Source organism: Pseudomonas sp. Irchel s3f7, from assembly GCF_900187615.1.
Taxonomy (GTDB): Bacteria; Pseudomonadota; Gammaproteobacteria; order Pseudomonadales; family Pseudomonadaceae; genus Aquipseudomonas.
In genome coordinates, this window is the sequence record NZ_FYDO01000023.1 from 1 (window position 1) to 24,516 (window position 24,516).

Annotated in this window: 20 protein-coding genes and 2 pseudogenes; 11 read left to right on the forward strand and 11 right to left on the reverse strand. The window is 59.3% G+C overall.

All coding sequences use genetic code 11. The features are described 5' to 3' along the window. The 5 genes and pseudogenes from CKW19_RS29165 to CKW19_RS19620 all read left to right on the forward strand — a co-directional run. Window positions 1-108: pseudogene (locus CKW19_RS29165) on the forward strand (IS110 family transposase); the annotation flags it as partial. Window positions 109-159: 51 nt separating this feature from the next. After that, on the forward strand, window positions 160-870 hold the full coding sequence (locus CKW19_RS19605) for an ABC transporter ATP-binding protein (protein ID WP_095059445.1): 711 nt from the start codon (window positions 160-162) through the stop codon (window positions 868-870). Window position 871: 1 nt separating this feature from the next. Continuing rightward, the gene (locus CKW19_RS19610) at window positions 872-2,137 is read left to right on the forward strand and encodes an ABC transporter permease (RefSeq protein ID WP_095059446.1); all 1,266 of its coding nucleotides are present in this window, start codon (window positions 872-874) and stop codon (window positions 2,135-2,137) included. 11 nt (window positions 2,138-2,148) lie between these two features. Continuing rightward, window positions 2,149-2,667 (forward strand): DUF3299 domain-containing protein, encoded by a 519-nt coding sequence (locus CKW19_RS19615; RefSeq protein ID WP_095059518.1) that lies wholly within the window; start codon window positions 2,149-2,151, stop codon window positions 2,665-2,667. Window positions 2,668-2,865: 198 nt separating this feature from the next. Next, window positions 2,866-3,564, forward strand: coding sequence for an OmpW family protein (locus CKW19_RS19620; protein ID WP_095059447.1), 699 nt, complete (start codon window positions 2,866-2,868; stop codon window positions 3,562-3,564). A gap of 183 nt (window positions 3,565-3,747) precedes the next feature. Here the strand turns inward: CKW19_RS19620 and CKW19_RS19625 are convergent, their stop codons facing one another. Both CKW19_RS19625 and CKW19_RS19630 read right to left on the reverse strand, forming a co-directional pair. Continuing rightward, window positions 3,748-4,677 carry an NAD-dependent epimerase/dehydratase family protein gene (locus tag CKW19_RS19625; protein WP_095059448.1) on the reverse strand — a complete coding sequence of 310 codons (930 nt, stop codon included), beginning with the start codon at window positions 4,675-4,677 and terminating at the stop codon, window positions 3,748-3,750. Beyond that, window positions 4,670-5,554 (reverse strand): sugar nucleotide-binding protein, encoded by an 885-nt coding sequence (locus CKW19_RS19630; RefSeq protein WP_095059449.1) that lies wholly within the window; start codon window positions 5,552-5,554, stop codon window positions 4,670-4,672. Before CKW19_RS19630 ends, CKW19_RS19625 begins: the two co-directional genes overlap by 8 nt. A 234-nt stretch (window positions 5,555-5,788) precedes the next feature. On the opposite strand from CKW19_RS19630, the gene CKW19_RS19635 reads away from it, so the two are divergent. After that, the gene (locus tag CKW19_RS19635) at window positions 5,789-10,105 is read left to right on the forward strand and encodes a DEAD/DEAH box helicase (protein WP_095059450.1); all 4,317 of its coding nucleotides are present in this window, start codon (window positions 5,789-5,791) and stop codon (window positions 10,103-10,105) included. Between the two features lie 127 nt (window positions 10,106-10,232). Here the strand turns inward: CKW19_RS19635 and CKW19_RS19640 are convergent, their stop codons facing one another. Continuing rightward, complete coding sequence (locus tag CKW19_RS19640; protein ID WP_095059451.1) at window positions 10,233-12,356, reverse strand: mechanosensitive ion channel domain-containing protein; 2,124 nt, start codon at window positions 12,354-12,356, stop codon at window positions 10,233-10,235. 308 nt (window positions 12,357-12,664) lie between these two features. Between CKW19_RS19640 and CKW19_RS19645 the strand changes: the two are divergent. From CKW19_RS19645 to CKW19_RS19660, 4 genes and pseudogenes are all read left to right on the forward strand, one after another. After that, window positions 12,665-12,871: pseudogene (locus CKW19_RS19645) on the forward strand (DUF72 domain-containing protein); the annotation flags it as partial. Then, a complete protein-coding gene (locus CKW19_RS19650; RefSeq protein ID WP_095059452.1) occupies window positions 12,868-13,665 on the forward strand; it encodes an endonuclease/exonuclease/phosphatase family protein in 798 nt (265 codons plus the stop codon). The pseudogene CKW19_RS19645 and the gene CKW19_RS19650, both read left to right, overlap by 4 nt. Further along, complete coding sequence (gene clsB / locus CKW19_RS19655; RefSeq protein WP_095059453.1) at window positions 13,662-14,954, forward strand: cardiolipin synthase ClsB; 1,293 nt, start codon at window positions 13,662-13,664, stop codon at window positions 14,952-14,954. Before CKW19_RS19650 ends, clsB begins: the two co-directional genes overlap by 4 nt. Continuing rightward, window positions 14,941-15,927, forward strand: a complete 987-nt coding sequence (locus CKW19_RS19660; RefSeq protein WP_095059454.1) for a lysylphosphatidylglycerol synthase domain-containing protein — start codon at window positions 14,941-14,943, stop codon at window positions 15,925-15,927. Before clsB ends, CKW19_RS19660 begins: the two co-directional genes overlap by 14 nt. A 137-nt stretch (window positions 15,928-16,064) precedes the next feature. On the opposite strand, the gene CKW19_RS19665 is transcribed toward CKW19_RS19660, so the two are convergent. The 3 genes from CKW19_RS19665 to CKW19_RS19675 all read right to left on the reverse strand — a co-directional run bounded on the left by CKW19_RS19665 (window position 16,065) and on the right by CKW19_RS19675 (window position 19,204). Continuing rightward, window positions 16,065-16,823: a S9 family peptidase gene (locus CKW19_RS19665; protein WP_095059455.1), complete on the reverse strand. Its 759-nt coding sequence runs from the start codon at window positions 16,821-16,823 to the stop codon at window positions 16,065-16,067. After that, complete coding sequence (locus CKW19_RS19670) at window positions 16,813-17,922, reverse strand: DUF3182 family protein (protein ID WP_095059456.1); 1,110 nt, start codon at window positions 17,920-17,922, stop codon at window positions 16,813-16,815. The genes CKW19_RS19665 and CKW19_RS19670 overlap by 11 nt, the downstream gene beginning before the upstream one ends. A 289-nt stretch (window positions 17,923-18,211) precedes the next feature. Next, window positions 18,212-19,204, reverse strand: coding sequence for a GlxA family transcriptional regulator (locus CKW19_RS19675; RefSeq protein ID WP_095059457.1), 993 nt, complete (start codon window positions 19,202-19,204; stop codon window positions 18,212-18,214). Between the two features lie 102 nt (window positions 19,205-19,306). Here CKW19_RS19675 and CKW19_RS19680 point away from each other — a divergent pair, with 102 nt between their 5' ends. Continuing rightward, the gene (locus tag CKW19_RS19680) at window positions 19,307-19,855 is read left to right on the forward strand and encodes a cysteine hydrolase family protein (RefSeq protein ID WP_095059458.1); all 549 of its coding nucleotides are present in this window, start codon (window positions 19,307-19,309) and stop codon (window positions 19,853-19,855) included. A 704-nt stretch (window positions 19,856-20,559) separates the two neighbouring features. On the opposite strand, the gene CKW19_RS19685 is transcribed toward CKW19_RS19680, so the two are convergent. From CKW19_RS19685 to CKW19_RS19705, 5 genes are all read right to left on the reverse strand, one after another. Next, entirely contained in the window at window positions 20,560-21,486 is a 927-nt protein-coding gene (locus CKW19_RS19685) for a 3-keto-5-aminohexanoate cleavage protein (RefSeq protein ID WP_095059459.1), read from the reverse strand. Next, complete coding sequence (locus CKW19_RS19690) at window positions 21,483-22,019, reverse strand: cupin domain-containing protein (RefSeq protein WP_095059460.1); 537 nt, start codon at window positions 22,017-22,019, stop codon at window positions 21,483-21,485. Before CKW19_RS19690 ends, CKW19_RS19685 begins: the two co-directional genes overlap by 4 nt. A gap of 75 nt (window positions 22,020-22,094) precedes the next feature. Continuing rightward, window positions 22,095-22,538, reverse strand: coding sequence for a PaaI family thioesterase (locus tag CKW19_RS19695; RefSeq protein ID WP_095059461.1), 444 nt, complete (start codon window positions 22,536-22,538; stop codon window positions 22,095-22,097). A gap of 14 nt (window positions 22,539-22,552) precedes the next feature. Continuing rightward, entirely contained in the window at window positions 22,553-23,536 is a 984-nt protein-coding gene (locus CKW19_RS19700) for a fumarylacetoacetate hydrolase family protein (protein WP_095059462.1), read from the reverse strand. Between the two features lie 14 nt (window positions 23,537-23,550). Beyond that, on the reverse strand, window positions 23,551-24,396 hold the full coding sequence (locus tag CKW19_RS19705) for an ABC transporter substrate-binding protein (RefSeq protein WP_095059463.1): 846 nt from the start codon (window positions 24,394-24,396) through the stop codon (window positions 23,551-23,553). Window positions 24,397-24,516: the final 120 nt, after the last annotated feature.

A 24,516-nucleotide genomic window follows, 5' to 3' on the forward strand; every position in this document is an offset into this window, starting at 1 on the left:
GCCCCCAAGCAGATCATCTGTGCGGCGATGCGCAAACTGCTGCATTTCGTTTACGGAGTGCTCAAGTCGGGCCAACCCTTTGACCCGAAACTTGCGCTTGCTCGATGAGAAGCAAGACGGTATCTACGCAGGTCAATCAACACCCATGAAATCGACTAAATGACCCAACCACTTATCGAACTGTCGGACCTGGGCTTCAGTTGGCCCGGTCACCCGCCGCTGCTGGACATTCCGGCCTTTCGCCTGGAGCGCGGGGAAACGCTGTTTCTCAAAGGCCCCAGCGGCAGCGGCAAGACCACCCTGCTCGGCCTGCTCGGCGGTGTGCAGAAGCCTGATCGCGGCAGTATTCGTCTGCTCGGCCAGGAACTGACCGCGCTATCAGCCGGTGCTCGGGATCACTTTCGCGTCGATCACACCGGCTACATTTTCCAACAGTTCAACCTGCTGCCGTTTTTGTCAGTGCGCGAGAACGTCGAACTGCCCTGCCACTTCTCGAAACTGCGCGCCGCACGGGCGAAACAGCGTCACGGCAGCGTTGATAAAGCGGCAGCCACCCTGCTCGCTCACCTGGGTTTGAAGGATGAAAGCATCCTCGGTCGCCGCGCCGACTCTCTGTCCATCGGCCAGCAACAACGGGTCGCCGCCGCGCGCGCCTTGATCGGTCAGCCCGAGCTGGTGATTGCCGACGAGCCGACCTCGGCGCTGGATTACGACGCCCGCGAGAACTTCATTCGCCTGCTGTTCGCCGAGTGCCGCGAGGCCGGCTCGAGCCTGTTGTTCGTCAGCCATGACCAGAGCCTGGCACCGCTGTTCGACCGCAACCTGTCGCTGGCCGAGCTCAATCGCGCCGCCACCCCGTCCGAGGTCTGAGATGTATTTATTCCGTCTAGCCATGGCCAGCCTGGCTAACCGCCGCTTCACTGCGATCCTCACAGCGTTCGCCATTGCCTTGTCGGTGTGCCTGCTGCTGGCCGTCGAGCGCGTGCGCACCGAGGCCAAGGCCAGTTTCGCCAGCACCATCAGCGGCACTGACCTGATCGTCGGCGCCCGTTCGGGCTCGGTGAACCTGCTGTTGTATTCGGTGTTCCGCATCGGCAACGCCACCAACAACATCCGCTGGGACAGCTTCGAGCATTTCGCCAACAACCCGAAAGTGAAATGGGCGATCCCGATGTCCCTCGGCGATTCCCATCGCGGTTATCGGGTGATGGGCACCACCGAAGCGTACTTCGAGCACTACCAGTACGGCCGCCAGCAACACCTGCAATTGAGCGATGGCCGCGCCTTCGAAACCGATCCTTTCGAAGTGGTGCTCGGCGCCGAAGTGGCCGAGGCGCTGCATTACAAACTGGGCGACAAACTGGTCCTGGCCCATGGTGTGGCAGCGATCAGCCTGGTCAAGCACGATGACAAGCCGTTCACCGTGGTCGGTATTCTCAAGCGCACCGGCACCCCGGTCGACCGCACGCTGCACATCAGCCTCGGCGGTATGGAAGCGATTCACATCGACTGGCACAACGGCGTGCCGGCCCGCGGTGACGGTCGCGTCACGGCCGATCAAGCGCGCAACATGGACCTGACGCCGCAGGCGATCACCGCGTTCATGCTCGGCCTCAACAACAAGATTTCGACGTTTGCCCTGCAACGCGACATCAACGAATTCCGTGGTGAACCGCTGCTGGCGATCCTGCCGGGCGTGGCGCTGCAAGAGTTGTGGAGCTTGATGGGCACGGCGGAAAAAGCCTTGTTCGTGATCTCGCTGTTTGTGGTGCTGACCGGGTTGATCGGCATGCTCACAGCCATTCTCACCAGCCTCAACGAACGTCGCCGGGAGATGGCGATTCTGCGTTCCGTGGGTGCGAGGCCGTGGCACATCGCGACGTTGCTGGTGCTGGAAGCCTTTGCGTTGGCGCTATCGGGCGTGATCGCCGGTGTGGCGCTGCTGTATGTGTGCATCGCCGCCGCCCAAGGGTACGTGCAAGCCAATTACGGTCTGTATTTGCCACTGAGTTGGCCAAGTGAATATGAATGGACGCTGCTCGGTGGCATCCTGATCGCCGCGTTGCTGATGGGCAGCGTGCCGGCCTGGCGTGCCTATCGCCAATCGTTGGCCGATGGTCTGTCGATCCGTTTATGAGGATGTTGAAAATGCCCCGCGCTGTACTTGCGCTGTTGATGCTGGTCGCCCTGCCCCTGTGGGCGGCACAGCCCAAAGACCTGACCTGGTCGGAAATGATTCCGCCTGACGCGCCGGCTGAAGTGCCGAACATGACACCGCTGCACGATCTGTCGAAGATGAGCGATGCGTTGTCGGCCGAATCGGCGCCGGCCGCCAGGCAAGACCTGCCCAACGCACCGGTGGTCAAGGCGCTCGACGGTCAGAACATCCGCTTGCCGGGCTACATCGTGCCACTGGAAGTGAACGAGGAAGGACGCACCACCGAGTTTCTGCTGGTGCCGTATTTCGGCGCTTGCATCCATGTGCCGCCACCGCCGTCGAACCAGATCGTGCACGTCAAAAGCGAAGTCGGGGTGAAGGTCGACGAACTGTATCAACCGTACTGGATCGAAGGTGCATTGCAGGTCCAGGCGTCCAGCAGCGAGTTGGCGGATGCCGGGTACCAGATGGCGGCGGACAAGATTTATTTGTATGAGTTACCGGAGTGAATCCGCTGGTTTTTTGTTGCCTGCCAGACCGTCATTGATCGATTAACCCCCTGTAGGCGCGAGCTTGCTCGCGATGGGGACAGTAAAATCATCAAAAAAATCCATCCTTGCGCAATTTATTGAGCTAAATCAACAACGCAAAACCATTAGCCAGCTACCATTGGACATAGAAAATTTTCAACATCCTCTGGAGCCCCCATGAACAAGTCCTTGCTCAGCGCCTCGTTGGTTGCCCTCGCGCTCGCAGCCCCGCTCGCCCACGCCCACCAGGCCGGTGACATTCTCATTCGCGCCGGCGCAATCACCGTTAACCCGGAAGCCGACAGCTCCAGCGTCAAGGTCGATCAAGGCCCGCTGGCAGGTGCCGATCTGGGTGGCAAGGCGACCCTGAGCAGCGACACGCAGCTGGGCTTGAACTTCGCCTACATGCTCACTAACCACTGGGGTATCGAGCTGCTGGCAGCCACCCCGTTCGAGCATGACGTGAAACTCAAGGGCACCGCTCTGAGCGCGGCCAACGGCAAACTCGGCACGATCAAGCACCTGCCACCAACCCTGAGCCTGGTGTACTACCCGCTGGATCCGAAGTCGGCATTCCAACCGTACGTGGGCGGCGGCATCAACTACACCTACATCTACGACGAACACGTGAGCAGCGAAGCCGAAGCCGCTGGTTTCAGCGACTTCAAGGCAGAGAACTCCTGGGGTATGGCGTGGCAAGTCGGTGCTGACTACATGCTGACCGACAATGTCATGATCAACGCCCAGGTGCGCTACATCGACATCGATACCCGCGCCACCGTCGAAAACGATTCGATTGCCCCTGGCACCCGGGCACGTGTGGACGTGGATGTGGACCCGTTCATCTACATGGTGGGTCTGGGTTACAAGTTCTAAAAAACGTTCACGTGGTGGTGAGCCTGGCTTAGTGGTGAGCAGACTTAGAACTGATGGCGAGCGCATTGCGCTCGACCGGGAGCACGCTCCCTCGCCACAGGAATTGCACACGCTGTAACGCACATTCCGGCCGTGAAAAAGGCGCCTGTAAAAAGGCGCCTTTTTCATGTCCGCGTGAAACGTTTATCGCCCCAACAACCGCGCCAGCCCCACACTCATAGGGGTCTGTTCTGTCGTGGTAAAGCGCTCCAACAGCCGCCGGTTGTTCGCCCGGGAATGACGAATGTCACCGGAACGCGCCGGTCCGTAGCTCACCGCAGGCAACGCGCCGATCACCGTTTCAAGGGCCTCGAGCAACTGCTTGAGCGTCGTCGCCTGATTCCACCCGACGTTGACGGCGCCATTTTCGACCTGAGGTTTTTCGATGGCTTGCACCAGCAAATCGACCAGATCCTCGACATAGACAAAATCACGCGTCTGCTCGCCGTCACCGAACACCGTGATCGGCAGCCCTTTCTGGGCGCGCTCGCTGAAAATGCTGATCACCCCGGAGTACGGCGAGGACGGATCCTGGCGCGGGCCGAAGATATTGAAAAAGCGGAAGATCACCGGCTCCAGTGCATGCTGGCGTCGGTAGAAATCCAGGTAATGCTCGCTGGCGAGTTTGTCCGACGCATAAGGCGTCAACGGTGCTTTTGGCGTGTCTTCGTCGATGGACTCGCCTTCGCCATTGTTGCCGTACACCGCAGCGCTGGAGGCAAACAGCACGCGTTTGACCCCGGCCTGACGCATGGCTTCGCAGACGTTCAGCGTACCGATGAAGTTGCTCTGGTGCGTCTTCACTGGATCGTCCACCGAGGCCTGCACCGAGGCCACTGCCGCCAGGTGCGCCACGGCACTGCAACCGACCAGCGCCCGGGCAACCAGCGCCGCATCGGCCACGTCGCCGACGATCAGCTCGACCTTGGGATTATCCAGCGGCAGGTTGCTGCGCTTACCCGTCGATAAGTCATCGAGAATGCGTACCGAATGGCCCTTGGCAAGCAAGGCGTCGGTCAGGTGCGAACCAATGAAACCGGCACCGCCGGTGATTAAAACGGGGCCGTCAGCCATGGCGATAAAACCTGTCCAGTAAACCGGGGAGTGCCGCACGCCAGGCGCGGGGTTTGATCCCGAAAGTGTGGAGAATTTTCTTGCAGGCCAGCACCGCGTGTTGCGGCTCTTCGGCAGCATCCGGGCGCGTGGCGTGGGCCTGGGCGGTCGGCGCTTCGATGGCCAACTCATGCAGGTTGCGGGCTTCGGTGAGAATCGCCTGCCCCAACGCCAGCGGCGTGGTCGCCTCATGCCCGGCGTAGTGGTACGTACCCCACAGCGGCGCGGCGCAATCGAGTTGCTTGAGTACCGAAATGATCACGCGGGCAGCATCGTCCACCGGCGTCGGATTGCCCCGGCGGTCGTCGGCCATCAACAGCTCTTCGGGGTTTTCAGCACGTGCCAAGAAGCGGCCAAGGGTGCCATCGGGGCTGTCATCGAGCAGCCAGCCGAAGCGCAACAACACATGTTGCGGGCAGGTGGCGCGCACGCTCTGCTCGATCCGCCACAACGCCTGACCGCGCAGGCCCAAGGGTAGCGGCTCGTCTTTTTCGCTGTAGGCGGTGGCGCGGGAGCCGTCGAACACCCGATAGCTCGAAGGTTGCAGCAGCACGATATTGTGGTGTTGGCACAGCTCCGCCAGGCGCTCGATGGCCCGTTCTTGCTGGGCCAGCCGCTGTTCGCTGACCGCTTCGGCCTGGAACCAGTCGAAGTAGTAGGCGAGGTTGATCAGCGCGTCGGGGCGCGTGTCGTCGAGCAGTTGCGTCAGGCTCGCGGCATCCCAGCCATCTTGTGGCGGGCGGGGGGCGAGGAAACCGATATCTTCCTCCGCACCGAGGCGAATCAGCGCCTGCCCAAGGGCATTTCCGCCGCCCAGTAACATAAGGCGCATTCGCATAGAGTCAGCAGGCCCAGTCTGATTGGAACGATGGTTTTTCGACAGCGCTTGCGGGCGATGTCGTTGAAAGTTGCAGGAATCGTTGCATTTTGCGGGTTTAGTGCGCAACCGTCATCCGTAAAGTGTAGATGTCCGGGATTTGTGGCGCTGCAACTGGCCCCCATCGCCAGCAAGCCGGCTCCTACAATGGTTTTGTACTTGCATCTTCCCGGCCTCACCCGCATAAATTGCCCCATGAACCTGCCCATCCCCGCAGACAGTGCCCTGACAGGCTTTCACCCCGCCGTCAGCGCCTGGTTCAACCACACCTTCCCTGCGGTCACCGCCGCGCAGGCCCGGGCGTGGCCGTTGATCCGCCAGCGCCGCTCGACATTGATTGCCGCGCCCACCGGTTCCGGCAAGACCCTCACCGCGTTCCTCGCGGTCATCGACGACCTGGTCCACCAAGGCCTTGAAAGCCCCGACGGCCTGCCCGATGAAACCCTGGTGGTCTACGTCTCACCGCTCAAGGCCTTGTCCAACGACATCCAGATCAACCTGCAAAACCCCTTGGCCGGGATTGCCGAGCAATTGCGCGTGATGGGCCTGCCCGAATTGCAGATCACCACCGCCGTACGCACCGGCGATACGCCGCAAAAAGACCGCACGGCGATGCGCAAGATCGCGCCGCACATACTCGTCACCACCCCCGAGTCCCTTTACGTGTTGCTCGGCTCCGATTCCGGGCGGCAGATGCTCGCGACAACCCGCACGGTAATCGTCGACGAAATCCACGCCATCGCCGCCAGCAAACGCGGCAGTCATCTGGCCCTGAGCCTCGAACGCTTGCAAGCGCTGTGCGCCGCACCACTGGTGCGCATCGGTCTGTCGGCCACGCAAAAACCCATCGAAGCGGTCTCGCGTTTTCTGGTGGGTCGCGATCGCCTTTGCGAGATTGTCGACATCGGCCACGCCCGTCCACGGGATCTGGACATCGAAGTGCCTCCGGTACCGCTATCGGCCGTGATGGCCAACGATGTCTGGGAACTCGTCTATGACCGTCTCGCCGCCCTCGCCCGGAAACACCGCACCACGCTGATTTTCGTCAACACCCGACGGCTGGCCGAGCGCCTCAGTCGTCACCTCAGCGAGCGCCTCGGCAAACACGCCGTGGCCGCCCACCACGGCAGCCTGGCCAAGGAGTTTCGGCTGGATGCCGAACAGCGGCTCAAGCGTGGCGACTTGCAAGTGCTGATCGCCACCGCATCGCTGGAGTTGGGCATCGACATCGGTGACGTCGACCTGGTGTGCCAGATTGCTTCACCGCGCTCGATTGCCGGATTCCTGCAACGGGTCGGTCGCTCCGGCCACCAGGTCGGCGGCACGCCCAAGGGCCGTTTGTTCGCCACCACCCGCGACGATTTGATCGAATGCGCCGCGCTGCTCGACTGCGTGCGTCGGGGCGAGCTCGATACCTTGTTGATTCCCAAAGCGCCGCTGGACGTACTGGCGCAACAGATCATCGCCGAAGTCAGCTGCCAGGAGTGGCAGGAGCAAGCGTTGCTGGACATGTTTCGCCGCGCTTCGCCGTATGCCGAACTCGACGACAAACATTATCAGGCGCTGCTGCAGATGCTCGCCGAGGGCTACAACGGGCGGCAGGGTATTCGCAGCGCCTACCTGCATCGCGACGCCGTGACCCGCACCCTGCGCGGTCGTCGAGGCGCGAAACTCACGGCCGTGACCAGTGGCGGAACCATTCCGGACAACGCCGACTACAGCGTGCTGCTGGAACCCCAAGGGCTGAACATCGGCACCATCAACGAAGACTTTGCGGTGGAAAGCATCGCTGGCGATATCTTCCAGTTGGGCAACACGTCCTACCGGATCCTGCGCGTCGAAACCGGCAAGGTCCGGATCGAGGACGCTCAGGGGCAGCCGCCGACCATTCCGTTCTGGCTGGGTGAAGCGCCGGGGCGCAGCGCTGAATTGTCTTCGGCGGTGGCGCGCCTGCAAGCGCACCTCGACGCGTTGCTCGGCCACACGCCGGGCAACCTGCAACCGGCGCTCGACTGGCTGACCGAGACCCTCGGCCTGAACTTCGCCAGCGCTGAGCAACTGGTGGAATACCTGGCCCCGGTGCGCCAGACGCTGGGCGCCCTGCCGTCGCAAGACACGTTGCTGATGGAGCGCTTTTTCGACGAGTCCGGTGGCACGCAACTGATCATTCACTCGCCTTACGGCAGCCGCATCAACCGCGCCTGGGGCCTGGCCCTGCGCAAGCGTTTCTGCCGCACCTTCAACTTCGAATTGCAGGCCGCCGCCAGCGAAGACGCCATCGTGTTGTCACTCTCCACCAGCCACAGTTTCGAACTGGACGATGTCTGGCGCTATCTGCACAGCAACAGTGCCGAACACCTCCTGATTCAGGCCGTGCTCGACGCGCCGCTGTTTGGCGTGCGCTGGCGCTGGAATGCCGGGGTGGCCCTGGCGTTGCCGCGCTACAGCGGCGGGCGCAAAGTGCCGCCGCAAATCCAGCGGATGAAAAGCGAAGACCTGATCGCCAGCGTGTTCCCCGATCAGATCGCCTGCGTGGAAAACCTCGCCGGGGAACGGGAAATTCCCGACCATCCGCTGGTGGAACAAACCCTCGACGACTGTCTGCACGATGCGATGGACAGCGAAGGCTGGCTGGCCTTGCTGCGGCGCATGGAGCGCGGCGAGGTGCGCCTGATCAGCCGCGAGCTGCCGGCGCCCTCGCCGCTGGCGGCCGAGATTCTCAGCGCCAGGCCCTACACATTTCTCGACGATGCGCCGCTGGAAGAGCGCCGCACCCAAGCCGTGCTCAACCGGCGCTGGAGCGATCCGCAATCGACCGACGACCTCGGCGCACTCGATACCGAGGCGATCAACGCCGTGCGCGAAGAAGCCTGGCCTGCGCCCACGGGTGGCGATGAAATGCATGAGGCACTGATGAGCCTGGCGTGCATCACCGACGCAGAAGCCGAAGCCAACCCGCAGTGGCGCGACTGGCTCAACGCGCTGGCCATGAGCGGTCGCACCACCCGCTTACAGATCAACGAAGGGAAATCGTTGTGGCTGGCGTTGGAGCGACTGACTTGCCTGCGGGCGATTTATCCACAGGCGCAATTATCGCCAGCCTTGCAGGCGTTGCCGGGTTTCGATGAGGTCTGGGAACAGGACGAAGCCGTGGTCGAAGTGGTCCGTGCGCGGCTCAGCGCCTTCGGCCCGTTACCGCTGCACGACATTGCCGACCCCCTCGGTTTATCTGACCTTCAAGTGATCCAGGCGCTGGCGCAACTGGAGCGCGAAGGCTACGTGCTGCGTGGACGATTCACCCCGGGCAACCACGGGGAAGAATGGTGTGAGCGTCATCTGCTCGCGCGCATTCATCGCTACACGGTCAAGCGCCTGCGTAGGGAAATCGAGCCGGTGGCGTTACAGGATTTCATGCGGTTTCTGTTCGACTGGCAGCACGTCTCCAGTGCCACTCAGGGTCAAGGCGCGGCCGTATTGCCCGCCATCGCCAGTCAGTTCGAAGGCTACCCCGCCGCCGCGTCCGCCTGGGACAGCGACCTCCTGCCGGCACGGATCAAGGATTACTCGGCGAGCTGGCTGGATGAGTTGTGCCGCAGCGGCAGACTGGTGTGGACACGCCTGACCGCACGCAACAAGGGCACCGGCACCGCGTTGCGCAGTACACCGATTGTGCTGCTGCCGCGCAGTCAGGTCGGACTCTGGAGCGGGCTGACCGAGCAGACGCCGGTCAGCGAACTGTCACCGAAAACGCAAAAGGTCCACACCGCCCTCAGCCAGCACGGCGCACTGTTTTTCGATGAGCTGATTCACGAAGCTCACCTGCTGCGCTCGGAGCTGGAAATCGCCTTGCAGGAACTGGTGGGCGCCGGGCTGGTGAACGCCGACAGTTTCGCCGGGCTGCGTGCGCTGATCACCCCGGCCAGCAAGCGCCAGCACCACCGCAGTCGCCACGGGCGCGGGGCGTTCATCGGCGGCATGGACGACGCTGGACGCTGGGCGTTGTTACGCCGTGGAAACGCCGCGCCGGTTATGGATAACCCACCTCCGTCGCCGACCCCGGCCGATACGCTGGAACACATCGCCATGACCTTGCTGCGCCGCTACGGCGTGGTGTTCTGGCGATTGCTGGAACGTGAGGCGGACTGGCTGCCGAGCTGGCGCGAATTACTGCGCACGTTTCATCGCCTCGAGGCCCGGGGCGAGATTCGTGGCGGACGGTTTGTCAGTGGTCTGGCGGGGGAGCAATTCGCGCTGCCCGAGGCGATTCCGCTATTGCGCGAAGTGCGGCGTCGCCCCAAGGACGGCAGCCTGATCGCCGTGTGCGGGGTCGATCCGCTGAACCTCGCCGGCACCCTGCTGCCCGGCGCGAAAGTCCCGGCGCTGGCGAGCAATCGGCTGGTGTATCGCGATGGTTTGCCGGTGGCTGCCGAGATTGCCGGCAAGCCTTTGTTTTGGGCGGAGCTGGATCAGCGAGTCAGTGACGAGGTTCGGAATAAACTGATCCGGCATTGATGGCGTCTGCGCAGGCCCCATCGCTGGCAAGCCAGCTCCTACAGTTTGATGTACCTGCGCAAATCCCTGTAGGAGCCGGCTTGCTGGCGATGGGCCCCTAAAAACCAACAAAAATCTCCCGGGCGACTTACTGCGACCGCGCCCCATCCGGCATCAACAACGTCGAGTGCTCCGGTTCAGGCTCGCCTTCAGGCGGTGGTTCGACCGGATGCCTCGGCACCAGCGCCTGCTGTGGATAAGTCTGCGCGAAGTGCACCCACGGGCTGTTATCCACAAGCTTTTTCAAACGCTGGTTGAACGCCCGGCTCACCGCATACTGCCCGCCCGACACCGTGCGGAATTGCGAGGTCAGCACCACGCCGTTGAGGTCCATCTTGTCGACACCGAACACATCCAGCGGCCCTTGCAGGTTGTAGCGCAGGAACGGGTCGTTGCTGATCGAATGCCCGGCCTCGCGGATCAACTCGATGGCCTTGTCGACATCCGTGTCATAGGTGAATTGCACCGAGAAAAACGCGTAGGCGAATTGCCTCGATTGGTTGGTCACGGCCTTGATCTGGCCGAACGGCACCGAGTGCACAAAACCCTTGCCGTCACGCAGGCGCAAGGTGCGGATGGTCAGGCCCTCGACTGTCCCGGCATGACCGGAATCGAGCACCACCCAATCACCAATGGACAGGGTGTCTTCGATGATGATGAACAGCCCGGTGATCACGTCCTGCACCAGTTGCTGGGAACCGAAACCAATCGCCAGCCCCACCACCCCGGCACCGGCCAGGAACGGCGCAACGTTGATCCCCAGGTTCGCCATGGTGGTGATCGCGCAGATCACCACCAGGATGATTTTGACCGCATTGCGCAGCAACGGCAGGATGGTTTTCACCCGTGTACTCGGTTGGCGCGCCGAGCGTTTATTGGCCGGTGGTTTCAGGGCCTCCTGAATGGCCGTGTCGAGCACCACCCAGACCATCCACGTCACCAGGAAGATCAGGCCGATGTGGCTCAGAGAATCACTGATCGCACGCCCGACTGCGTTGCTCACCGCGAACTCGAACAACGACACGCCCCAGATACGCCCCAGGACATCGATGAACACGACGGCCATCGCAATGCGCAACAACGCGTGGGACAGGCTCAGGAATCGTTCTTTGTAGGCACTGCCGCGCCGCGCATCCGATTCGCTGCGCGACTTGAACAGGTGATGCAGCGTGGTGCTGAGAAACACCGTGGCAATCAGCAACACGGTGGTGAACAACGCACTGCGCAGTACCGTCTGATTGTCGTCGCCAATGCCGATCAGGTTGATGATCGAGACCAGCACCATCAACAGAATCGGCCAGTACCAGAGCCCGGAAAATATCCGCAGGGTTTCGCGCAACGCCGGCTGATTGACGCGCTGGGCCAGCGGCAGAATCCGGATCACATGGGCCACCGGCCGACGCATGCGGATCACCAGCAAACCGAAGGAAATCGAAGCCGCGAGCCCCGTGAATACGGCAATGCTGCTGGTGAGGTTGTTGCCCAGTTGATGGGCGATCTGCGGGCTTGTCAGAGCATCGCTCAAGGCCACCAGAAAACCGATTGAAAACAGCGGCCGGGGACTGTGCTGACGGATGATCCGTACCGCCGAGCGCTTGTGGCCGATGTTGAACATCACCACCAGGGACAGCACCAGCGACGCAGCAAAAATACCGGCGCTGGCCGCGTAGGCAAAACACAGCGCCAGCGCCCGACCGGCCGACACCTGTAGAAACTGGCTGGCATAAATCGTCAGCGTCAGACTGACCACCGCCGGAATCGTGTAAGGCAGCATGTAGCCAAGCAACGCCTGGCCACGCTCGCGGCTGAGCATCCAGCGGTGCCCGCCCAGGCGTCGGGCCAACAGTCGCCCAAACAGCCAAAGCAGCGTAAACACACCCGTCCAGACGCAGGTCAGCAGGAGGAAATCCCCGGCAACGCCCCAGGTCGAACGGGACGATGGACGATTGACCAGCTCATCGACTTCATCCACCGCACGATCGGCGCGCAGGCGCCAGGTGTCGACCAGGTGCTCGTTGAGATCGAGTTTGCTCTGGACTTCGTCAATGCTTGAGCTGATGGCGCCCAGCAACCCGCCCTGCACCAGTGGCTCCGGGTGTGCCGATGGCGTAGTGGCGGCGGCCGGCAGCCCCGGTATCGCTGCCGCTTCCAGCGTCTCGCTGCCCAGAAACAGCAATGACCCCATTAATATCGCGGTCTTGAGCCCGATCAAAAGCACCCCCTCCGTTGGCTGTGACTGTAAGGAACTGATCGAGAATTGCCGGGCAAGTTCGCACTTGGCCCACAAATGTATCGTCGAAAATATTCGGGGTGACATTAGCACGCATGCTGCGCCAGCTCCTACGCTGCACACGGCGGCGGTTAACCGTCCGTAGCCCCACCGAAACTTTCGTCGCCACCGCGCAGTCCTCCAAAGACAGGGCTCATCGGACCGGAGGCGACATGTCGGCGATTCATATCGGTATTTCAGGTTGGCGGTACACGCCCTGGCGCGGGGATTTCTACCCGAACGGCCTGGGCCACGGCCGGCAACCAAGTGATCCGCAACTGATCGCCCCCCGCCAGCAGCCAAAGCCACGCCAGCCCCGGAAAGTGTTCTGCTATTTCGACAATGTCATCAAAGTCCGCGCGCCCTTCGATGCCCGCCGCTTGCTGGAGCGGTTCCACCTCGACAAAAACCTCGCCACCACGCCCGGTGAGCCTGCTGCGCAGGGTGTGTTGTCATGACTACTCCGGAGCCAGTCGGCGTGACAGACGAACAGAGCCCCTTCGACACCCACGTGCATCGCTTCACGGTGCTGACGGTGAACACCCACAAAGGCTTCACCGCGCTCAACCGGCGCTTCATCCTGCCGGAACTGCGCGAAGCGGTGCGCAGCGTGTCTGCCGATGTGGTGTTTTTGCAGGAAGTCCATGGCACCCATGAGCAGCATCCAAAACGCTACTCCAATTGGCCGACGATGCCGCAGTACGAATTCCTCGCCGACACCCTCTGGCCGCAGTTCGCCTATGGTCGCAACGCGGTCTATCCGGCGGGCGATCACGGCAATGCGCTGCTGTCGAAATTCCAGATCATTCGCCACGATAATCTCGACGTGTCCATCAGCGGCCACGAAAACCGCGGGCTTCTGCATTGCGTGTTGCGCCTGCCCGGCGACGGTCGCGAGGTGCACGCCATTTGTGTGCATCTGGGGTTGCGCGAAACCCACCGCAACGCGCAACTCAAATTGCTCGTCCAACGCCTGGAAGCGCTGCCCGACGACGCGCCGGTCATCATCGCCGGTGACTTCAACGATTGGCGCCTGCGCGCCGATGCACTGCTCAAGCCCAGCGGTTTGCGCGAGGTCTTCGCCGAACACCACGGCCAATCGGCGCGCAGCTTCCCGGCACGTTTACCGGCCCTGCGCCTGGACCGCATCTACGTGCGTCACCTCAAGGCCAGCCATCCGCAAGTGCTGTCGAACCGCCCCTGGTCCCACCTTTCCGACCACGTCCCGCTATCGGTAGAGATCGAGCTATGAGCAGCCAGTCGATGGAAAAATCCACGGTGGAACACATCCCCGCCCCGCCGATTCGCGAGCCGACAGCGGTCGATGTCGAGTACAGCTGGCAAGGCAGCAATCGGGTCGAACTGCTGGAAAACGGTGAGGCGTATTTTCCCCGGGTGTTCGAAGCCCTGCGTCAGGCACAAAGTGAGATCCTGCTGGAGACCTTCATTCTGTTCGAGGACAAGGTCGGCAATGAACTGCAGCAGATTCTCATCGAAGCGGCGCAACGGGGCGTGCGCATCACCGTCAGCCTCGACGGCTTTGGCTGTGGCGAATTGAGCAGCGGATTTCTCAGCGCCCTGAGCGGCGCGGGCGTGCATTTGCAGATGTTCGATCCGGCGCCGAAACGCCTTGGCATCCGCACCAACTGGTTCCGCCGTCTGCACCGCAAAATCGTGGTGGTGGACGGCACTGTCGCCTTCATCGGCGGGATCAATTTTTCCGCCGACCATCTCGCCGACTTCGGCCCTGAAGCCAAGCAGGATTACTCCGTTGAAGTCCAGGGCCCGGTGGTGGCCGACATTCATCACTTTGCCTTGCTGCAATGCGGTCGCCCGGTGCGGGCCAAATACTGGTGGCAACGGCGGCGGCAACGGCGCTCGGAACTGGCCTTCAGCGATCACGATGGTCAAGTGCGGTTGGTGTACCGCGACAACGGCGAACACCCGACTGACATTGAAGAGGTGTACCGGCAGGTGTTGCGCACCGCACAACGCCGGGTGGTCATCGCCAATGCCTACTTCTTTCCGGGTTACCGGTTACTGCGCGAGATCCGCAACGCGGCGCGCCGTGGCGTCGATGTGCGGCTGATCCTGCAAGGCCAGCCGGACATGATGGTGGCCAGGCTCGCGGCACGCATGACCTACGACTACTTGCTCAAGTCCGGGGTGAAGATCTACGAATACTGCGACCGTCCGCTGCACGGCAAAGTGGCGTTGGTGGACGAAGACTGGAGCACCGTCGGTTCCAGCAACCTCGACCCGTTGAGTCTGTCGATGAATCTCGAAGCCAATGTGCTGATCCGTGACCGTCAGTTCAACCGCGACCTGTACGACCGACTTGAAGACCTCAGCGACCACCACTGCAAGATGATGTCATCCGAAAAAATCCCGAGTGGGCGGGTCTGGCACATGACCGTCGGTTTTCTGGTGTTTCACTTTTTGCGGCATTTTCCGGCGTGGGCGGGCTGGTTGCCGGCCCATAAACCGCGCCTGAAACGCATCACGCCGACGACCGGGAGCGATCACCATGAGCCACGCTGAGACCGGGTCGACGTCCCATACCGATCACCCGGCCAAGTCGCGCTGGAGCCGTTGGAAAAAACCGCTGACCCTGCTGTTTTTTCTGGCGCTGATCGTGTTGTTGACGATGTTTGCCCAGCGCATCGAATGGGCCGAAGTGCTCGAAACCCTGGCCGATTTCAAGGTACGCACGCTGATCATCGCGTCCTCGCTGACTGCGGTGAGTTTCCTGGTGTATGCCTGTTTCGATCTGATCGGGCGCACCTACATCCGTCAGGACCTGACGTGGAAACAGATCCTCCCCGTAGGAATCATCAGCTATGCCTTCAACCTCAACTTAAGTGCCTGGGTCGGTGGTATTGCCATGCGTTATCGGCTGTATTCACGACTCGGGGTGAGCAAAAGCAACATCGCGAAAATCCTCGGCCTGAGCCTGGCGACCAACTGGATCGGCTACATGCTGATTGCCGGCGTGGTGTTCAGCAGTGGATGGGTGAGCATGCCGCCGGGCTGGAAATTGAGCAGCGGCGCTCTGCAAGCGGTGGGCGTGTTGCTGTTGCTGGTGAGTGCGGGCTATCTGGCGGCGTGTCGCTTTTCCAGCCGTCGGGAATGGTCGATACGCGGGGTGGAAATCAACTTGCCGTCACTGCGCATGGCGATCCTGCAACTGGGCCTCGGCGCGCTGAACTGGTCGCTGATGGCAGCGGTCATTTTCACCTTGTTGCCGAGCAAACTGGATTATCCGCTGGTGCTTGGGGTGTTGTTGATCAGCGCCATTGCCGGGGTCATCACGCACATCCCCGCCGGGCTCGGCGTGCTGGAAGCGGTGTTCGTGGCACTGCTGCAACACGAGGCGTCACGGGGCAGTCTGGTGGCGGGATTGCTGGCGTACCGGGCAATCTATTTTCTGCTGCCGCTGTTGATCACTTTGGTGATGTATCTGATCGTCGAGGCCAAGGCGAAGTCGTTGCGGATCAGCAAGAAACCCAAGTGAGTGGTGGTGTTTGATCTGACGCCATCGCGGGCAAGCCCGCTCCCACAAGGATCTCCAGTGATCACAACATTTGTGTTCAATGACGAACCCTGCAGGAACAAGCTTGCTCGCGATAGCGCCCTGTCCAGCACCCAAAATCACTGCGATTGAATAATGCTTAACCGCTCACCCACCACCATCTCCGTGATCCAGTCCACCAGGATCGACGTGTAGGCCTGCTGTGAAACCGGATCGCTCAAGGCATGATCGGCGCCATCAATGATGCGGTGCGTGAGCGAGTGGGTCTGCTGGCACGCGGCGCGATAACTCATGATCGTTGAGTGCGGCACGTATTCATCGGTCTCGGACTCCACCAGCAACACATCCCCGGTAAATGCCGAACAGGCATGCAAGGCGCGATTGCCCTCGGCGCGCACCAGGGTGCTGCGGTAATCGCGCAAATCGAGCTTGTCCAGATCGCGTTTGGGCGTGTGCCATTTATCGTCGCGATACAGCGCCGGCACCCGCAGCGCCAGCCAGCGCACCGGTCTGAGCGACGTGAGGATCGAAGCCAGGTAACCGCCATAGCTGGTGCCCACCACGGCAATCGCCGAGGTATCCAGCGCCGGGTGCGCGAGCAGCCGATCGTAAGCCGCCAGCAAGTCCCGCAAGTTGTCCTCGCGGGTTACCCGGGACAGGGGAATGCCGGTGCCGCCGGTATGACCGCGCAAATCAAAAGTCAGGCACACGCACCCCAGCCCGGCGATGCCTTTGGCCCGTTCCAGATCCCGCTCCTGACTGCCGCCCCAACCGTGCACGAAGAGCACGCCGGGGACTTTCGATTTGGGGCTCAGAAACGTCCCGCTCATCTGTTCGTCGTCGATGTCGATTTGAATGCTTTCGCTTCTAGCCGTCATATGATTTGACCGTTACGTACTTGAGTAGAAAATCACTGTCCTGCGCCGGTCCGCGGTACACCTCAATCGCGCTTGCCGGCAGCGGTTGATCGATATAAGTCTCGACGGCGGACACGCAAATCGCACGAATCTGCGGATCGTTCACAAAGCTCTGCAACGCTGCAAGTTCGGCGCTGCTGGCCCCGCCCAGGCGCCAGGACTGTTCGAGCACGCCACTGCGTTGCCGGCCATCGCTGCCCAGCCCTTGAGCGATGTCGTAGTTGCGCCGCGACGCATAAAACCCGGGATAGGCTTCGTCCGCAGCGCGGTCGAACACTTGGGCCTGCTGAATGGCCAAACGCACGTCTTGCGCCAGGTCGAGTTTCAGCAAATCGTCATAGTTGCCCTGCACCACAAACAAATCGGAGCCGCCATACACCGACTCGCCATGCGCGTCTTCGGTCAAGTATTGCTCACCGCAGTAACTCAGCACCTTGCCGCCGACAACACTCTGGCCGACGCTGTGGGTGATGACCTGCTCCAGGTCTTGCTCCAGCACGACACCTTTCTTGAACAGGCTTTTGGCATCCGGCCTGGCAAGGACGTCATCGAATTGGTCGAGGCTTTGGATCACTTCCTGACCGCGCCCGGCGCAGGCATAAATCGGTTTGAGGCGAATCGGCCCGGTGTACAGCAGATGCTCCGCCGCCGGCCGCGCATCTTCGAAGGAAAACACGCTGAGGCCGTCTAGCACCACGCCGCGCACCCGCTCGGAAAACAACGGTGCCCAACCTTGCGGCGCATGAGCGTGGTGGTTCAGCAAACCGTGGCTGATGGCCTTGGTGCAAATAAAATCATGGTCGACATAACCGCCCCACAAGTCTTCCGGCCCCTTGACCCCTAACGCCCGTGCCGCCGCAGCGCCCACCAGGGTTTGGGTTGGCAACAGATACAAATCCTGTCCACCGTGCAAATCGGCGTCATGACTGCCCGCGTACGTGAGCCCGAGAATCTGCGCCAGCCATCGGGCCAGGGCCCGGTTGGTTTCGACTTCATGCAGCGGCGCATCGGCGTGAACCGAATGAGCGACCACTAATTTATTGCGGTTGACCGGGGTCATGCATCCCCCTTCAATCAGCGTGTGATGAATGTAGTGAAGGGGGTGCAGAGATCACGCCAAGGCAGGGGTTGGCGCGATGGGTTTCAAATCAATGACTTGTGCATAACGTGATGGCAAGAGGCCTGTTTTAATCTGCACGACGCCTGTTGAGGCTCAGGTATTTTGCACGAGTCGCGGCCCTGTAGGAGCGAGTTTGCTCGCGATAGCGGTGGGTCAGGCGACATCAATGTTGACGGTTCCGACGTCATCGCGAGCAGGCTCGCTCCTACAGGGGGTTGTGGTGAAACACCTAGCGTGCAGCAACACTCGGCGTGACCCCAAATCGCGTCCGGTAATCACTCGGCGCCAGCCCGGTGATTTTCTTGAAGGTCGAGCGAAACGCGCCCGGGTCTTGATAGCCCACGGTCCAGGCGATGTGATCGATGGTGCCGTTGGTGAACTCAAGCATTTCCCGGGCTTTGCCGACCCGCAAATGCTGGCAGTATTCGGTGGGTTTTAGCCCGGTGGCTGAGCGGAAACGCCGCAGGAAAGTGCGTTCTTCCAGCCCTGCCCGCTCTGCCATCGCCGACAACGAAACATCAGTCGCGCCGGTGCTTTGCAACCAGTGCTGCACTTTCAGAATCGACGCATCGCCATGGCTGAGGATCGGCGCAAAATTGCTGCCGCATTCGCTGGCGCTGTCGCTGTGCTCCACCACCAGAAACCGCGCCGTGCTGGTAGCGATACTCGGCCCGAGCAAGCGGTCGACCAGGCGCAAACCCAACTCGGACCAGGCCATCAACCCGGCGGTGGTAATCAAGTCACCGTCATCGACAATGGGCGTATCGGCCTTGAGTTTGATGGCCGGGTAACGTTCGGCGAAGGCTTTCGCGGAAGTCCAGTGAGTGGTGGCGCTGCGGCCGTCGAGCAAACCGCTTTCAGCGAGCAGAATCGACCCTACGCACACCCCGCCCAGCGTCGCGCCGTTGGCATGTTGCTCGCGCAACCAGCGGATCAAACCCTGCGGCGCCTGGCCTTCGGAGAAACCGGCAATCGACGGCGGAATCAGCACGGCCACCATTGCGCGATCCGGGCCGGGATGGCTGTCATAGCTGCGCTCCGGCGCTTGGTCGCCCACAACTTGCCAATGGCTGACGCGCAATAACGGCAGCTGCGCAGCCTGGTGCTCGGCGGCGATCCGGTTGGCCACGCCGAACAAGTCCGTCAACCCATGCACCGCCGCCATCTGCGCGCCGGGGTAAATCAACACCCCCAGTTCGGCGATTGCCCTTTGTGCGTCCATTGTCAGTTTTCCCCCTCTTATTGTCGGTGCGGCCAATCCTCGGAATGCCACCCACACCGGATACTTGATTCCACACCCAACACACACTTCGAGGTAACAGTCATGGCCAAGCAAGCGCTCATCGTAGTCGATATCCAGAACGACTACTTCCCCCAAGGCAAGTGGCCGCTGGTCGGTGCCGACGCCGCCGCAGACAACGCCGTGCGCCTGATCAAGGCCTTCCGCGACGCTGGTGATTCGGTGGTGCACATCCGCCACGAGTTCACCTCCGAGGACGCTCCGTTCTTCACCCCCAACTCTGAAGGCGCCAAATTGCACCCCAAAGTCCTGAACCGCGCCGACGAGCCAGTGGTGCTCAAGCACTTCGTCAACTCGTTCCGCGAAACCGAACTACAGTCAATCCTCGACGAACAAGGCATCAAGGAACTGGTGGTCGTGGGCAGCATGAGCCACATGTGTGTCGACGGCATCACCCGCGCTGCCGCGGATTTTGGCTATACGGTCACAGTCATCCACGACGCCTGCGCGACCCGCGACCTGGAGTTCAATGGCGTAGCGGTTCCGGCTGCGCAGGTTCATGCGGCGTTCATGGCGGCCCTTGCGTTTGCCTATGCCAGCGTTGTGTCAACCAACGAATTCATCGCCGCCTGAGTTTGTAACCAAGTTTCACCATCCATAAAAAAACCCGCACTTCAGACCGAAGCGCGGGTTTTGTTTTGTCAGCTGGTCGCTTGAGGCTTGCAGCTGCTAGAAGTCTTCGTAACACCTGAGGCTAAATCTAGCTGAAATTATTTTTCTATTACAGATGATTAAGGCAACCAGCCAGGGAAACGTAAAGAATAATGTATAGGTTTAAAGAAATTTGCTGGGGATTCGTTACGTTTCCCACACAAACCCTTCGAGCTTGGACCATTAGGCAGAGTTGCGGGGGCCGCTCTACCGAGTTACGCATTACGCCTAGAAATCTAGACATTAAGTACGAAAATTCGGTTTAGTGTCTAGATATCTAGGCGCTAGGTTAGCCCTGCATTCCGAGCGACGAAGGTCTGGCTCTCAGACGAAATTCTTGATCTCTCGACGCTACCCTGTCTGTTTAGTACTGCACAAGTGACTGAGCATACCAATTCCGTCCAAACGCTCGGAGGCGATAGGGTCAAGGTTCTTGTGCGCTCGTAGCAGTCGTTAAAGCGTCGACAAGGAGGCATTAAGCAGCGTTTCCAACTTGCGGTCTTGCAGGTCGAAGGCCAAACGATGAACCTGGATAAAGGCAGCGGAAGAAAAAAAGCCGGCTTGCGCCGGCTAATAACGAAGAACAAGGTGACCACTCAGACACATCTGCCACTTGAACATGTTCGTTAAAACGCAGTGGAATTCTTGCCTTTGAGCCCAAGCATTTGACGGGCCTCATCGGGTGTAGCTACCTCAATGCCGAGCGCCTCAAGGATTGTCCGGATCTTGCGAACCTGCTCTGCGTTCGATACCGCCAACTCCCCTCGGCCGATATAAAGGCTATCTTCAAGGCCCACGCGGACGTTACCGCCCATCAACGCTGCCATAGTCGCCAAAGGAATCTGGTCTTTGCCCGCTCCCAGAACAGACCAGTGATACTGATCGCCAAACAAGCGATCGGCAGTGCGCTTTTGATGCATCACATCTTCGAAGTGCGATCCGATGGAACCACGCAAACCGAACACTGTTTGGATAAAGAGTGGCGGCTTCAACAGCCCGCGGTCGAGGAAATACTTCAGGGTATAGAGGTGACTGACGTCGTAGCACTCGAATTCAAAACGAGTACCTGAACGACCAATCTCCGTCAAAATCCACTCAATATCCGTAAAGGTGTTTTTGAATACCAAGTCTTTGGTAGCTTCGAGGTGTTTGACCTCCCAGTCGAACTTCCAGTCCCGGTCTTTCTTGGCCATCTCGGAGAGATTGAGGTTAATCGATCCCATATTGAGCGAACACATTTCGGGATCCAACGCCAAGCCCGCAGCAGCCCGCTCGTTGATTGGCATGCCCGGACCACCGCCGCCTGTGGAGATATTAATAATCGCGTCGGTTTCAGTCTTGATGCGGGTAACAAACTGACGAAACACCTCGGGGCTGCCAGTCGGCCGACCGTCGTCCGGATTACGCGCGTGGAGGTGAACAATGGCTGCTCCCGCTTCCACCGCCTCGATGGCCTGTTGGGCGATCTCGCATGGGGTAATCGGCAGATAAGGAGACATTGAAGGCGTATGAGCGCCACCCGTGATAGCGGCGGTGATAATGGCTTTTCTCATAGCGGTTCTCCTTCTTGCAGCGCAAGCAGCACGAACAACATGCGGCAGTTTTTACCGGAACGGTTGGACCAGCTGTGATTGGTAGCGCGCTGGATAAGCACGTCGCCCGCCTCCATCAAACGCTCGCCCTGATCCAACATGGCGTAGATCTCGCCTTCTAACACCACTGCGTAATCGAGAGACTCGGTCTTGTGGAACCAGAAATGGCGAGGTTTGTTCTGGTCGCGAACACCTTCTTCATCAAGAAACTCGACCAGCTCTTCCTGGTTGTAAGTTTCATCTGGTGGAAAATCGACGATTCGCAGCAGAGATCCACCCTCAGAATGGAACGCAAACTTGTGCCCTTCTGGAGCAGGTTCATCGCCAGCTGCACGCCCCTCACCAGTAGCCCAGAGCACCTGCGCGACGGGGCGACCGGCGCCAGCTACGACGTTCAATGCATCAGCGTCGCTCAAAAAGATCGACTGACCATTTTCATCATGTCCGGTGACTATTCGCCGAACAGGCTTATACGAAACTGTAAGCTCACTCATTGCATCTCCATTACGAATCGAGTCGTACCGTTTTTATTATGAACAAAATTTTTTAAAAATTTGTTCGGTTACCTATTACGCCGTTACATCCATTATGAAAAATGTCGCGGTTGAATTAGCAACAAGCCGGTTGCTGTCGTCATAAATTTCACTGCGAGCAAAAGCCACTTGCCGCCCAACACGATCAACAACGCCGATCACTCGCAATAAAGAAGGCCTTACTGCCGCCTGCATATTAATTGTGATACTTGTGGTAGCGCATGTTTTGCCTACCTTCAGCTTACTTAGAACAGCGTAGGCCATTGCATAATCAAGCATCGTTGCTAACGTACCGCCTGATATCACACCGTTACCTTGGATAGAGCGATCAGATACGTTAAAGCTGAGTTCCAAGGCCCCAGGCTCACCCTTGACCAACTGTGCCCCAAGCTCACGCAACCCAGGAGTCATATCTAGAGGAACGCCGAAGTCCTGATTTTTAATTAAGTTTTCCAGCAACGCACGGTCGGGGTTATCCATTTATTTCACTCTACTTATTTCGTTACGCATTTTTGACGCTGATACCCAAGACCTTCAATTTCAGCATGCATGACATCACCGTTTTTCAGGAATCTATTATAGTGAGTACCATTACCAGCGGGTGAGCCGGTGCAGATCACATCCCCAGGTAATAATTTCGCGTACTTGGAAATATAGGCAATTTGCTGTTCTATTTTGAACAACATATCAGACGTACTTTCGTCTTGCATAGTTTGGCCGGACACGCTTAGCCGCATAGAAAGATCGTGGGGGTTTTCGACAAATACCTTGGGGACAAGATACGGCCCCAACGGAAGAAAACCTGGCTGCCCTTTTGATCTAAACCAGTCAGTGCCCAACATTTTATAGTCTGTACGAGGAATTAGATCACGCGCAGAAATGTCGTTTACGATGGTGTAGCCAGCTACATAGTCCATCGCATCAGCAACATCAATGTTGTAGCCTTCCTTGCCGATAACTACCGCCAACTCCAATTCCCAGTCGGGTTTCTCAGTAGTTGGAGGTAAAATCAAATCGTCATAAGCGCCAGCGATCGTAGAAACGGGTTTGGTAAACACGTACGGCTCGCCGGAGGCGACGCGTTTATCCATCATGTCCTCTGCCCATTTGCGCAGTTCGTCTTTATTCATTCCCTCTGGCCCAACACCTGAGTCGACGGTGAGGTCTACGACATGCTTACGGTAGTTTGCGCCAGTACAAAATACTTGTCGGGGGAGATCCACTGGGGGGTGAAAATGTAAATCCACTTCGTCATGCCAATCGGTGGGATTGATCAAATCCAAGAACCCGGAAATTGCTCGAATACTTTCGTTCCAATTTTCCAGAAGTTGCAGAACCGACTTATCCATTAATGCGCTAATTCCAAACTCAACGGCAACTCGTTGAATGGGCACAACTTTTCTGTCTATCACCAGACCAGCAAAGCGCTCGCCTTGCCCAGCCTTAACGGAAAAAGTACCCAGCGAGAATTTTTTCATTATTAGCCCCGAATTCAAATCAAGTAAGTGCTATCGACAATTTTGGCGTAGCTGGTTTGAGCCCCGACCAAAGCGAGCTCTTTGCGTTGATAAATTAGAAATTGAATACCTTGAAGGTCTGGAACAAGCGTGGTCGGTACAGACTCTTCAAGAGCCTGTATGGCTTCTGATGGCAATCCCTGAGAAGCATATGCCTGGCGAAGACGATCGATATTGGCTGGGACTATTTTCAGCGCTTCGTTAAGATTGTTAAGCCATGCTTGCAACGCTATTCTTACACCTGCCAACTCGCGGCGTATCACTACACCCTGTCCTGGAAATACAGGGTAAAGTTCTTGAATACTTGCGATTTGGTTGAGGCCTTGTGCGAGTGCCATCGTGTAGAACGGGGGCCCAAGAAGCGTCGCATCCCCTTTGCCCGCTATTAGCGAGTTGTACCGCTCAACGACACCACCGGCCTCCAACATGGAGTAATCCGATGAATGAAGACCGTTAGTTTTGAGGATGGCCATTAACGCGACGACAAAACCGTTCTCAGGCGCATCGACCAATACGTGTCCACCTTGCAGATCTGCGACGTTCTTGATCGTCGACCGGCTTATCAACCGAAGTGGCGTAGTGCGTTCTACCTGAGCAACCACGACAAAATCTTTAGGGCCTGGGCGTTGGTTCCAGTGAAGTACGTTGTCGATTGAAGTGACTACCGCATCGGTGCTGCCGTTAACCAAGGCCTCAAACTGCTCATCAGACGACTGAGTGCGTACAGCATCAACGATCAGATCATCGCGGTCTTGCCACGAAGCCACTACTTCCAAGGCGGGAGGAACAAACCACATTACACGTAACGTTCGCTTAGCCATTTCGGCACCTCAATCAAGAGATGACAAAATAATACTGACCGTATCGTATTGTCAACACATCCCCAAAAATGGCAAAGCGAATCTATTCTTTAGTCCATTACTTTCAATAGCTTATCGAAC